8 protein-coding genes are annotated in these 13,394 nt (G+C 62.3%); 7 read left to right on the plus strand and 1 reads right to left on the minus strand.

The genetic code is table 11. The annotated features are described in order from the left end of the window. Positions 1–7: 7 nt before the first annotated feature. Entirely contained in the window at positions 8–2,218 is a 2,211-nt protein-coding gene (locus tag Q0263_RS16125; protein WP_298018412.1) for an EAL domain-containing protein, read from the minus strand. A gap of 990 nt (positions 2,219–3,208) precedes the next feature. On the opposite strand from Q0263_RS16125, the gene Q0263_RS16130 reads away from it, so the two are divergent. The 7 genes from Q0263_RS16130 (at position 3,209) to Q0263_RS16160 (ending at position 13,386) form a co-directional block, all read left to right on the plus strand. Continuing rightward, positions 3,209–4,195 carry an ABC-three component system protein gene (locus Q0263_RS16130; protein ID WP_298018415.1) on the plus strand — a complete coding sequence of 329 codons (987 nt, stop codon included), beginning with the start codon at positions 3,209–3,211 and terminating at the stop codon, positions 4,193–4,195. Beyond that, complete coding sequence (locus Q0263_RS16135) at positions 4,183–4,701, plus strand: ABC-three component system middle component 2 (protein WP_298018418.1); 519 nt, start codon at positions 4,183–4,185, stop codon at positions 4,699–4,701. The genes Q0263_RS16130 and Q0263_RS16135 overlap by 13 nt, the downstream gene beginning before the upstream one ends. Next, the gene (locus tag Q0263_RS16140; RefSeq protein ID WP_298018421.1) at positions 4,686–6,521 is read left to right on the plus strand and encodes a hypothetical protein; all 1,836 of its coding nucleotides are present in this window, start codon (positions 4,686–4,688) and stop codon (positions 6,519–6,521) included. Before Q0263_RS16135 ends, Q0263_RS16140 begins: the two co-directional genes overlap by 16 nt. Before the next feature lie 222 nt (positions 6,522–6,743). Further along, entirely contained in the window at positions 6,744–7,358 is a 615-nt protein-coding gene (locus tag Q0263_RS16145; RefSeq protein WP_298018424.1) for a hypothetical protein, read from the plus strand. A 148-nt stretch (positions 7,359–7,506) separates the two neighbouring features. Then, positions 7,507–10,101 carry a DNA mismatch repair protein MutS gene (gene mutS, locus Q0263_RS16150; protein WP_298018427.1) on the plus strand — a complete coding sequence of 865 codons (2,595 nt, stop codon included), beginning with the start codon at positions 7,507–7,509 and terminating at the stop codon, positions 10,099–10,101. A 90-nt stretch (positions 10,102–10,191) separates the two neighbouring features. Further along, the gene (locus tag Q0263_RS16155; protein WP_298018430.1) at positions 10,192–11,394 is read left to right on the plus strand and encodes a cupin domain-containing protein; all 1,203 of its coding nucleotides are present in this window, start codon (positions 10,192–10,194) and stop codon (positions 11,392–11,394) included. 186 nt (positions 11,395–11,580) lie between these two features. Beyond that, on the plus strand, positions 11,581–13,386 hold the full coding sequence (locus Q0263_RS16160; RefSeq protein ID WP_298018433.1) for an assimilatory sulfite reductase (NADPH) flavoprotein subunit: 1,806 nt from the start codon (positions 11,581–11,583) through the stop codon (positions 13,384–13,386). Positions 13,387–13,394: the final 8 nt, after the last annotated feature.

The raw sequence follows: 13,394 nt of genomic DNA on the forward strand, positions 1-13,394 counted from the left end.
CGGCCATTCAGCCCCCGGCGGCCCGCCGGTCCAGCAGCCACTGCCGGAAGGCGGCTTCATCCAGCGGCCGCGAAAACAGGTATCCCTGGCCTTCCTCGCAGCCCGAGGCCTGCAGCGCCAGGCGCTGCGCGCTGGTTTCGATGCCTTCGGCAATGGTGGCCACCTGCAGATGCCGGGCCAGCGCGATGACCGTCCGTGCGATGCCGAAATGATCGTCCCCGCCCTGGGGGCCGCTGACGAAACTGCGATCGATCTTCAGCCGGTCCAGGTTCAGGCGCTGGATCACGCTGAGCGAGGAATAGCCGGTGCCGAAATCATCCATGGCCACCTTGACGCCCCGCGCGCGCAATTCATCCAGGCGCCGGGCCAGCACGTCGATGTTGCCGATGGCCACCGATTCCGTCAGCTCGATTTCCACCTGTTTGCCCGGAATCCCGATTTCATCCAGGATGCCCAGCAGCCTGTGGACGAAATCGGGTTCCGCGAACTGGACGTGGGAGACGTTCACCGCCACCCGGAAATCGTCATCCACCAGGCCGGCCAGCGACTTGCGCCAGTTCAGGGCCGTGCGAAACACCCATTCGCCGATCGGGATCATCAGGCCGGATTGCTCGGCCAGTGGAATGAAGCGGTCGGGCGGAATGAACAGCCCTTCGGGAGTCTTCCAGCGCAACAGGCATTCCGCCCCCATCACCCGGCCGTCTCCCAGATGCACGAAGGGCTGATAGTTCAAAAACAGATGCTCCGCCGAAAAAGAGGCCCGCAAGCGGTTCAGCATCTGGATCCGGTCCCGCGCCGCATCCGCCTGGGCGGTCTCGAACATCATGGACTTGCCCCGCTGGAAGCGCTTGGCCTGCTTCAGCGCGGCCCCGGCGTTCTTCAGGACCGCCACCCCCGGCAGCCCGTTGCCCTTCAGGCGGATCAGGCCCGCGGTGGCCGACAGGCGCAGAGGTTCGCCGCCCGCCATTTCCAGAGGTTCGGCAAAAACCTGTGCGATATGCTGCGACGTCACCTGGGCGCCCGGCCCATACAGGCCGAAGAGATCCCCGCCCAGCCGGGCCACCAGGGTCTCCGCGGGAAAAGCCTGCCGCAATTTCCGGGCGACCGCCAGCAGCACGGCATCGCCATAGCTGTCGTCCAGGATGCTGTTGATCTCGGAGAAATTGTCCAGATCCACCAGGGCCACGACGTCCATCCCCGAGGCCTGCGCATCGATGGCGGCCACCATGGCATTGCGATTGGGCAGGCGCACCAGGACATCCTGATAGGCCAGGTCATTGATGTCCAGATACAGCCGCAGGTTTTCGAAGGCGATGGCGATATTGCCGCAGAAGATCGCCAGCAGGCGCTGCTCCAGGTCCGACAAAGGGCCGGGCGTGTCGACGAAAACCGCCAGATCCTGCTGGCCCCGGCCGGAAAAGAACAGGCCCACGCCGTCCTCGAAGCAATGCCGGCGCTCGTCCAGCGTCTGCTGCAGACGGATCCTGACGCGCTCGTCGGGCACGTCGCGCAGCGGCATGCCCGCCCAGGAATCCTCGTGGCTGGCTTGCGCCAGGATGCAGCGCGGCGAATCGAGTTCCCGGATGGCGGCGCACACCGGGCGTTCCGCACCGACGTTCAACAGGGCGCGCAGCTGCGCCATGATGCCGCCGACGAATGCCGGCATGCCCATCGGCTTGCCCAGTTCGAGCGTGGCGGACAGGATCTGCTCCAGCCCCCGCCGCCCCGATTCCAGCCGCCGGATCTGCGCATAGGAACGGATCGCCATGGTCAGGCTGGTGAACAGGCGTACCTGGGTCAATTCGGACTTGGTCTTGTAATCGTTCAGGTCGTACTGCCGGATCGTATCGATCTCGGGCGCATAGCCCGGCTGCCCGGTGCGCAGGATGATGCGGATGGCCTGCCTGCCCAGCTCTTCACGAATGCGGCGCACCAGCTGCAGCCCTTCGTCGTGGCCGCCCATGACGACATCGATCAGCGCCACGGCAAAGTCGTCGCGCCGCGACAGCAGTTCCATCGCCTGCGCCGCGGAATAGGCATGGCTGAATTCGATCGTCCTGCCCTCGATTTCCATGCCTTTCAGCGCCAGGCGCGTGGCCGCATGGACGTCCGGCTCGTCATCGACCAGCAGCACCTGCCAGCCCCGGGCCTGCGGGCGTTCCGCCGGCCCGTCCGGTTCATCCATGAAGACGAAGGCTTCATCGTCACGATGCGCCATGGAACCCCTTTGATTTTTATCGCGTATTGTCGGCCGGGCGATGCTCCCGGCATCGGATGACACCCAGCTTACACCACGGTAATAACCATGATTGAGGGGAAGAAATGGCACTCTTGGGCCTACTGGCGCGCTTTACGGGGCCTTGTCGGCAGGGTGGCAGCCGCCGGCCGCATGGCGGCGACCCGCGGAAATGCTTGCTTTCGGACGTGAACGATTTATCCACGCCGCTTGTGGACAAGCCCATGGACAAGCTGCGGGTTATCCCTGAATCTTCTGTCTGATCAAAGACTTGGATGCACTGCACAAAAAATGCCCGGTGTGTCGAACTTGTCCACGGAAATTGTGGACAAGGTTAGGGATAAGGGGGCGGGATTTTGGGGATTTTGTTTGTGGGTCAAGGGGTTGGGGGGATGGGGTGGGGGATGATCGGGGGAGAAATCCGCAGAGAAACCCGGCACCTTTCCGTATGAACGCACAGGCGCCGACCTATGCAGGTAAGCCCCCATAGGCCTAAACGAATCTCTTCATGGAGATCAACGTCTGGTCGATCACTACAGCCGACTGCTCTCGGCCGGCGGCAGACAACCAAGAATTGTCCTAGCTGCCCACCACCAGACAAACCTCAGCCATTCGCACCTGTCAGTCGGCGCCGTACGCCGTTGTGATTGCGAACTTCTCGACGAATACGACGCCAACCTATCGCTGCTACTCTAAGGTCAGTTACTCGACTTAATCGCACTAAGCTGAAGATTAAGGCAAACGGTCGGAGATCGAAATCACCTACTCAGTACGGAGTATCCACCAAGATCTGGTACACTTTGTTTCATACTAAGCGGAGAGGCTCGGCGATCCTGAAAGGAGGAGGCAGAGCAATAGCGCTAATACGCGCAATGCCCCTGACGTATGGCGACCAAAACAAAGACATCGCGCAAGCCACGGAGAAATAAATTCGAGGTTCGGAGAGGGTTGATTCCGCCCTCGGCACTCGTCATGCATTTTTCTCCCGACCAGTGGGAGAAGTTCATTGAGGCTGCATGCCGCCTGCGTCCTCTAGAGGGCGGTGCAGGATACGTCTTTGTGAAGCAACTCGGCGGCGCAGGCGACGGCGGACGAGATGTCGAAGCCCGACTCGTAACGGATCTTCTGCCACGCAAATGGGATCTTTACCAAGCCAAGCATTACGGTGCAGGACTCAAGCCCTCAGAATTCTTCCCAGAATTAGCAAAATTCTTCCTGCATCTTGCCGCCGGGACGTATCCAACGCCCCGCTTCTATTTCATCTGCGCGCCTATGGGCGTCGGCAACGATCTGCATAATCTTCTCAGCAAGCAAGCAGAATTCAAGCGCCGCTTTCTCGCAGATTGGACCGCTGAGAAAACCGGACTCAAGGCTCGTGCTATCGAGCTGACACCAAAGGTGCGTCAACTGGTTGAAGATTATGACTTCTCAACTATCCTTGAATGCCAGATCCGCGACCTTCTGGCATGGCACTCCTTAGATAGAAAAGCTCACTTCCATCTATTCGGAATCGAACCGGAACGAGGTGACGATCCAAACGCACCACTTATGCCGAGCGGTCAAGAGTTAGGTTATGTGGAAGAACTCATCAAAGTCTATTCAGAGCACTCTGGACAGCCGTTGACCTTGGACGAAATCATGCAAGTGCCCAAGTATGGTGAACATTTTCAAGATCAGCGCGCGCTTTTCTACTGCGCCGAGGGCCTGAAGATTTTTAGTCGCGACCTCTACGGCGAAGAAGAATTTACAGCGTTGATGGAGATGGTGCTTATTGGAATTCGCCCGATCGCAAACAGCCTGCAGCACTCTACAGGAGTCGAACGGCTGGATGCCAGCCTCAGCGGTGCCACATCGCTGAAGGTCAGCGATAGCGTACTTGCGCCAAGACTCCGACCGGGTGATCTGCCGGGAACATGTCACCACCTCGCAAATAGAGGAAGGCTAAAATGGGTCAAGTAAGGAATTCTCACCGAAAAAAACTGCTGATCTTCAACTCGCCGTTCGAGCTCGGACTACGAATGGTCTATCTTCTGCAAGCACTCAACCCTTCAGGTGCAGATCTTCAGAAGCTTGTACTCCTAGATTACGCTGTGGTTTATTCAGCAGACCTCAATGGTCCCAGTAGCCTGCATACACCGGTACCCTTTAGAGGTGCTGAGCTTCTTAGCCGTAGGGAGTTGATTGAACAAGGCCTCTACTTGATGAGTACACGCGGGCTGGTGACTGCCTCCTGGGACTCCAACGGAATCACCTACCACGCGGGCGAGGTGGCACGCCTCATGACCACTGCACTGGCCTCGGCTTACATGAGAAAGTTGGAAGAACGTTGCCAGTGGGTGGCCGAATTTTTTGGGCAAACAAGTTCTATAGATTTGATGGCACAGTTCGCTGATGGCGGGCATCTTTGGGGGGCAGAGTTGGAGAACGTTGCAAGTAGTGGGGGGAGTTCATGGCAATTGTTTTGACTCGCCTCCAATCCATCGGCCCCGACCGCCTTGACGCAGCTATTGAGTTTCACGACAAACGTTCACTAATACGCGGACCTAGCGATACTGGGAAGTCATACATACGCGATTGTCTCTGGTACCTACTTGGAGGCGACAAGGTTCCCAAAACCTTTCCCCTGGCAGAGGGCTACCAGGAGCTGCTGCTTCGATTTACAAGTGAGGGGATGGAGTATGAGGTCCGCCGAGCCCTTAACGGGGGAGCTGCGGCAGTCTGTAAGCGTCCATTGGGTAGAGATCAAGATTTTGAGGCTCATGACCAAGACATCGGTGAACTGCTTGTTGAACTGAGCAATGCGAAGGATCATCAGATAATCCGCTCATTGAGCGAACGCGGTCCGGTCACCGGTGACGATGTTCGTCATTGGTCTCTGTGGTCGCAAACAACCATCTTGAGCGATGAGCCCACCAGCGGACCTGGCTTCGGTGCAACGAAGCGGATATCGTCGTTTAATCTCTTCCTCACAGGCACCGACGATGCCGCAGTACAGCTCCGCAAGAAATCCTCTGAAGTGGAGCGTATCAAGGGGCAACTGACCTCTGCAGAAGACGCGCTAAAGCGTGTGCAGGTCGGGTTGCCGTCCAATTCCACACGAGAGGATGTCGCAGACGCGCTCAAGCGTGTCGATGCAACCTTGAGCGCAATCACGGCTCAGTATGAAGAACGCGCTGCCACGCTCCGGGGTTTGCGGCGTGAGATCGGAGACACATCCGACATGCTTTCAAGAGCCACCAGTTTACGCAACCATGCCAGGGCCATGATCGCGCGCTTCCATCTGCTTGAGCAGAAATACTCCAACGACATGGAAAGGCTCGGCGCTGCGGGCGAAGGCATCGCCTTCTTTGAAGAATTACCTACATTACCATGCCCGTTATGTGGAACACCTACAAACGTCCAGCCCGCCCCGAACGACCTTCGGTCGGATGCACCTCGGCGGTACCGGGCAGCGATCAATGCGGAAGCGGAAAAGATTCGTGGCCTGCGAATTGGTCTCTTGGCAGCTCTCGAGAACGAACGTCGCCGCTTCGCCACGTGGGGTGCTGAGGTCGACAAGCATATGGATCGACTATCGGAGCTCCAGGGACGCGAAGAGGCTGTAATGCTAGGGACTCGAATCGAGTTCTCCGCAAATCCAAAGGAACTTGCTATACGACGCAGCGAACTCGCAGCACAACTGGCGACCTTTGACGAGGTAGAGCGACTAAAAGCAGAGATTGAGCGGCTTAAGAAGTCGAAGTTGCGCCCCAGGGTTCAAGTGGTACGAGACGGCGGCACCTTTGGAAGATCTGTGGCAAATGCTGCTAAGGCTCTTTTGGAAGCTTGGGGATTCCAAGACATCAAAAGCATCGCGCTCGACAGCGAGCAGTGCGATTTGGTCATCAACGACAGGCCCCGTCTTAGCTATGGTGCGGGTCGGCGAGCGATCTACCTGACTGCATTGATCATCGCCCTGATGGAACACGCACTTGCCCATAATCATCCGCACCTCGGCATTGTTGTCGTGGACTCGCCATTAAAAGCCTATGCAGACCCCGAGTCCAATGAGCAGAGGGACATCCCCGTCGGAACAGTAACCGATCAGTTCTATCGGTGGCTGTCGGAATTCGCTGGCATTGGCCAAGTTATCATTTTGGAAAATGAGCGCATTTCAACTCAAACATCTGAACTGCTGCATCCGATCGAATTTTCTGGCATCCCTGGCGTTGGCCGACTTGGATTTTACCCTTCGCAGCCACACCCTAAAACTCCTCAAAGAGATAATGATTCGTTTTCCAAATAGCTATCACGGAAAACCAATGCAGGCGACTACGCTTCGCCAAGTCTAGCCGCAAGACGTATCTAAATAACCCGTCGCTGTAGTTTCCATCACCAGCTCTGAAAGTCGCTAACTCAATTTAGCAATCAAGGCAATATTTACATCATGACATCTTCAATTCAATAACACAGAAATATATTTCTACCAAGCATCACCTCTAAATCCATTTTAGAGTTAATATCACCAATGCCCCTGAAAGAAAAAATTATCGAAGAATTTAAGAGAGGGCCGATCACAGTTACAGCAACTGTCATTGGCGTACTAGTTGCTGCCATCAGCTTGCTTGTTGCTTTACTTCAGTATGCGGGCCCTCCAATGATCGCAACATCAATTGCCGGACCGACAACCTCAAGCTTTCAACTAACCAATTTCCTTTTAGTAACGTCATTTTTCATCGCGAGTTCCACAGCACTTGCATCTCTTATACACTCCCTTGACCAATCATATCCGTTTCACGCCATGATTCTTTCTGTCCCGACGGCGGTACTATCAGCGTTTCTCTCTTTAGTTGTACTGCAATTGGCTCCTCCTCGACCCATAACAGAACAAACTTTTAAAACAGCGAAAGACGTTGTTTTTTGGGCTACGCTGTTTGTATTTCTAGCGATAAATGGTCGATCCACCGCCGAGAGCATAATCATTCAGGGACATTCAGAGCGCCCTCACTCTGAAACCGAACAATCATCAGGCAGAAAAAATGATATAGGAGGAGAAATAGCTATCCTACTGATAATGCTGGTGGTATGGAGTTCATTTTTCTCTGCAGGACTCTCCAAGCTGGTGCAGCTCTTCTTGGAGTAGCCGAACGGAAAATCAGAGTCCGAGACTTGATCCGCGCAAGAGCGTTACAACTGAGCAATAACTTCCGCTAGTTCCACACAGCCCCTCCCCCCAACATTGAACGATAATACCCCCTACCCCTCCCCCCCAAGCAGACCGATTCCCCCGCATGACCACCCCCGACCTCTCCAACCACACCCCGATGATGCAGCAATATCTGCAGCTGAAAGCCCAGGCGGGCTCTCACCTGCTGTTCTATCGCATGGGGGACTTCTACGAGATGTTCTACGACGATGCGGAACGTGGGGCGCGGCTGCTGAATCTGACGCTGACCAAGCGGGGGACATCCAACGGAGCGCCGATCCCGATGGCGGGGGTGCCGCATCACGCCATGGAAGGCTACCTGGCGCGGCTGGTGGCGCTGGGCGAATCGATCGCGATCTGCGAGCAGGTGGGCGATCCGGCGGCCAGCAAGGGGCCGGTCGAGCGCAAGATCGTGCGGGTGGTGACGCCCGGCACGCTGACCGACGAGGCCCTGCTGCCGGCGCGGGAAGACCGCGTGATCGCGGCCTGGGTGACGGGCCGCAATCGCCACAAGGATGGCGCGGGGCTGGCCTGGATGAACCTGGCCAATGGGGAATTCAAGGCATGCGAATGCACGCCGGAACTGCTGGACACGGAACTGGGGCGCATCTCCCCGGCCGAGCTGGTCTGCGCGGAGCAGGCGGACGTGCAGGCGCTGGAAGCGTCCGGACTGGAATCGGCGATCAGCCGGGTGCCGGACTGGCATTTCGAAGCCGACGGCGCGCGCGACACGCTGCTGCGGCACTTCGGGGTGGCGGACGTAGGGGCTTTCGGCCTGGATCACCTGCCGCTGGCGATGTGCGCGGCGGGCGCCCTGCTGCGCTATGTGGGCGCCACTCAGGCGCAGACGCTCAGCCACGTCCACAGCCTGGCGGTGGACGCGGGCGGCGACTACGTCGTGCTGGACCCGGCGACGCGGCGCAATCTGGAACTCACCGACACGCTGAACGGGGGCGAGGGGCCGACGCTGTTCAGCACGCTGGACCACGCCCGCACGCCGATGGGTAGCCGCCAGCTGCGCCGCTGGCTGCAGGCGCCGCTGCGCGACAATCCGCAGGCGCAGGCCCGGCAGGACGCCATCACGCAGCTGCTGGGGGCCGCCGATGCGGACCAGGCGCTGCTGACGCTGCGCGACGGCCTGCGGGCCCTGCCCGACCTGGAACGCATGGCCACCCGGCTGGCCCTGGGCACGATCCGCCCGCGCGAACTGGCCAGCCTGCGCGACGCCCTGGGGGCGCTGGAACCCTTGTCCGCCGCGGCGCAGGCGGATTTCCAGGCGACCGGCCTGCTGGCCGACAGCCTGCGGGCGATCCCGGTGGATGCGGCGCTGGCCGCGCTGCTGACCCGCGCCATCGCGCCCGAGCCCGCGCTGATGATCCGCGACGGCGGGGTGATCGCCGAAGGCTATGACGAGGAACTCGACACCCTGCGCCAGTTGGCGGGCGACAACGGCGCCTTCCTGATGGAGATGGAAACCCGCGAACGCGAACGCACGGGCATCGCCAATCTGCGGGTGGAATACAACCGGGTGCACGGCTTCTTCATCGAGGTCACGCGCGGCCAGGCCGACAAGGTCCCGGACGACTACCGCCGCCGCCAGACGCTGAAGAACGTCGAGCGCTACATCACGCCCGAACTGAAATCCTGGGAAGACAAGGTCCTGTCGGCCCGCGAACGCGGCCTGGCGCGCGAAAAGCTGCTGTTCGACCAGATGCTGGCACAGGCGGCCGGGCACGCGGCGGCCCTGGCGGCCAGCGCCGCGGCCCTGGCCCGCATCGACGCGCTGGCGGCGCTGGCGCACCATGCCCGCCGCCATGCCTGGGTCGCCCCCGAACTGTGCGACGACAACTGCCTGGACATCCAGGCGGGCCGCCACCCGGTGGTGGAACACAGCATCGAGACCTTCACGCCCAACGACTGCGTCATGCACGAAGAACGCCGCATGCTGCTGATCACCGGCCCGAACATGGGCGGCAAGTCCACCTACATGCGCCAGGTGGCGCTGATCGCGCTGCTGGCCCGCATGGGCAGCTACGTCCCGGCCAGCCATGCTCGCATCGGGCCGATCGACCGCATTTTCACGCGGATCGGGGCGGCCGACGACCTGGCGGGCGGGCGTTCGACCTTCATGATGGAAATGATGGAGGCCGGCGTCATCCTGGCGGCCGCGACCCCGCACAGCCTGGTCCTGATGGACGAGATCGGCCGGGGGACGTCCACCTACGACGGGCTGGCGCTGGCCTGGGCCATCGCCCACCGGCTGCTGACGCACAACCGGGCGCTGACACTGTTCGCCACGCACTACTTCGAGATCACCCGCCTGCCGGAAAAGACGCACGGGGTCGCCAACGTGCACCTGGCGGCGGCGGACGCCCCCGACGGGGTGGTCTTCCTGCACGAAGTGCGCCCTGGCCCCGCCAGCCAGAGCTACGGGCTGCATGTGGCGCAGCGCGCCGGCATCCCGCCCGTGGTGATCCGCCATGCCCGCAAGGAACTGGCCGAACTGGAAGCCCGCAACCGCGCCGACTCCCAGCTCTCGCTCTTCATCCAGCAGGCCGAGGAAGAGGAACGCGACGCGGACGCCCCCCTGAAGACGGCCCTGCAGGCCCTGGATCCTGACACGCTCAGCCCTCGCGAGGCGCTGCAACTGATCTACCAGCTGCGCCGCGATTTTCTTTGATTTCCAGCGGTTACCCCCTACACTGATTCCACCCGATCACCCCGCGACGGCGTCCCGGCGCCGCCACGGGTCTAGCCAGGACACCCCGCCATGTCTCGCGCCTACGCCACCCCCGACATCGATCAGCCCACGCCCCTGCTGGGGGGCCTGACGCCGCGCGAATTCATGCGCGACTACTGGCAGAAAAAGCCGCTGCTGATCCGCCAGGCCATTCCGGATTTCAAGCCGCCCGTGACGATCCGCGACGTGCAGACCCTCGCCCGCCGGGAAGAAGTCGAATCCCGCCTGATCACGCAGGGCGAAAAGGGCTGGTCCCTGAAGCACGGCCCGTTCCGCCGCTTTCCCACGGCATCCCAGCCCAAATGGACGCTGCTGGTGCAAAGCGTGGACCTGCACGACGACGAATCCGCGGCGCTGATGCGGCAGTTCCGATTCATCTCCGACGCCCGGCTGGACGACCTGATGATCAGCATCGCCACCGACGGCGGCGGCGTGGGGCCGCACTTCGACAGCTACGACGTGTTCCTGCTGCAGGGCCAGGGCCGGCGGCGCTGGCGCACCAGCTGCCAAGCCGACCGCAGCCTGACACCCGGCCTGCCGCTGAAGATCCTGGCGGATTTCCAGCCGGACGCCGACGACATCCTGGAACCCGGCGACATGCTGTACCTGCCGCCGCACGTCTGCCACGACGGCGTGGCCATCGGCAACGACTGCATGACGCTGTCCATCGGCTTTCGCGTGCCCAGCCAGGCCACCCTGGCGCGCGGCCTGCTGGAATCGGCCGCCGACCAGCTGTCGGCGCAGCACCTGGGCGATCCGGGGCTGTACGGGCATCCCCTCCTGCAGGGCCCGGACCTGTCCGCCCTGTACACCGACGCGGACACCCCCGCCACCCGGCATCCGGCCGCCCTGCCCGACCAGCTGGTCCGATCCACCCTGGACACCCTGCGGCGCATCCGCCTGGACGAAGCCGTGGCCGCCCGCTTCCTGGGCCAATGGCTGACGAACCTGCCCGACAGCGCCCTGTTCGATCCCCCCGACGAACCGACGTCCCTGTCGGCCGGGGTGCCGGCGCAAGGCAGGCTGGCGCTGGATCGCTGCACCCGCCTGATGTACTGCGGCGCGCAGCTCTTCATCAACGGCGAGGTCGCCGAACTGGCGGCCGCGCCGGCGCTGGAAGCCCTGGCCGACCAGCGCAGCCTGTCGGCGGACGAGCTGCGCAACCTGCCCCCGGACGCGCTGTCCATGCTGGACGAATGGCTGCAGGAAGGCTGGGCGCACTGGGAAGACTGATCTTCGGACGGCAAGCGCGCACCGGCACGGACGAGCGGGCGGTCCCCCCGGCCGCATCCCGGCGGCTGCGGCGGCATCGCCACGGCATTTGCTTATATCCGCATAAAAACATAAGCATCTGATCGTTCACGGCATGAAGGAAGCGTCCCAGAATGGACCCTTCTTTCGTTCCGACAAGGCCACGCCATGCTCGCGCCGAACTATCTGCCCGACGCCCATCATTCCCTGATCGCCGAACTGGCGGACACGCTCGAATCCAACAGCCTGCACTGGCTGTCCGGCTATTTCGCCGGGGTCGCCCAGGCCCGCCAGCCGGCGCGCGAAGCCGCGCCGCCGCTGACGGTCGCCGCCGCGCCCGCCGCGGATGCGGCCCAGCGCCTGACCATCCTGTACGGCAGCCAGACCGGCAACGCCAGGCGCCTGGCCACCCAGTTGCACGAGCAGGTCCAGGCCCAGGGCCTGAACGCGCGCCTGGTGCGGGCCGACCAGTACAAGACCAAGGAACTGAAGGACGAGCAGCTGCTCTACGTCGTCATGAGCACGCAGGGCGACGGCGACGCGCCGGACGACTCCATCGCCTGGGTCGAGTTCCTGCTGGGCAAGCGGGCGCCCAAGCTGCCCAGGCTGAAATACGCCGTCCTGGGGCTGGGCGATTCCAGCTACCCTTCGTTCTGCGGCATCTCGCAGAAGATCGACGCCCGGCTGGCCGAACTGGGCGCCCAGCGCCTGCAGGATGCCGGCGCCGCCGATCTGGACATCGAGACCGTCGCCGGCCCCTGGCAGGCCCGCGCCCTGGAACAGGCGGGACAGGCGCTGAAAGCCGCCGCGCCGGCCGCCGCCCAGGCCACCGTCACGCCGCTGCGCCCGCAGGCCGAGAAATTCACGCGCGATCATCCCTTCCAGGCCGAAGTGCTGCTGAACCAGCCCATCACCGGACGCGACAGCGACAAGGACATCCGCCACCTGGAACTGTCCCTGGAAGGCAGCAGGCTGAACTACGAACCGGGCGACGCCCTGGGCGTGTGGCCGGTGCAGGACGACACCCTGGTCGCCCGCGTGCTGGAAGCCACGGGCCTGAATGCGGCCGACTCCGTCGAACACCAGGGCGCCCGCCGGCCGCTGGGCGAATGGCTGGGCCGCTACCGCGAACTGACCGTGCTGACCCGCCCCTTCCTGACGGCGCTGGCGGAGCGCGCCGGCCAGGACGACTTGAAGGCCCTGCTGCAGCCCGAATCCCGCGAGGCGCTCTCGGCCTACATGGCGCGGCGCCAGCTGATCGACGCGCTGCGGGCCTGGCCGGTGCGCTGGAACGCGCAGGACCTGGTGGCCGCCCTGCGCCCCCTGACCCCGCGCCTGTATTCCATCGCCTCCTGCGCCTCGGTGGCCGAAGACGAGGTCCACCTGACCCTGGCGCACGTCGCCTTCGAACACGAAGCCGAATCCCGCTGGGGCGTGGCCTCGCACTTCCTGGCCGAACGCGCCGAAGGCGACACGGTGCCGATCTTCATCGAGGAAAACACGCGCTTTCGCCTGCCCGAGGACCCGGCCCGCGACATCATCATGATCGGCGCCGGCACCGGCGTGGCGCCCTTCCGCGCCTTCGTCCAGGCTCGTTCCGACGCGGACGCCGCCGGCCGCAACTGGCTGTTCTTCGGCAACCCGCATTTCACCAGCGACTTCCTGTACCAGACCGAATGGCAGCAGGCCCTGAAGGACGGCCAGCTCGACCGCATCGACCTGGCTTTTTCCCGCGACCAGGCCGAGAAAGTCTACGTGCAGCACCGGCTGCTGGAGCGCGGCGCCGACGTCTACGACTGGATCCAGGCCGGCGCCCACGTCTACGTCTGCGGGGACGCGGACCACATGGCCCGCGACGTGCACGCCGCCCTGCTGGACATCGCCCGCGACCAGGGCGGCCTGAGCGAGGAAGGCGCCCGGCAGTGGCTGGACGACCTGGCGGCCCAGGGCCGCTACGCCCGGGACGTGTACTGATCCCCCAT

It is taken from the genome of uncultured Castellaniella sp. (assembly GCF_937988725.1).
Lineage (GTDB): Bacteria > Pseudomonadota > Gammaproteobacteria > Burkholderiales > Burkholderiaceae_B > Castellaniella.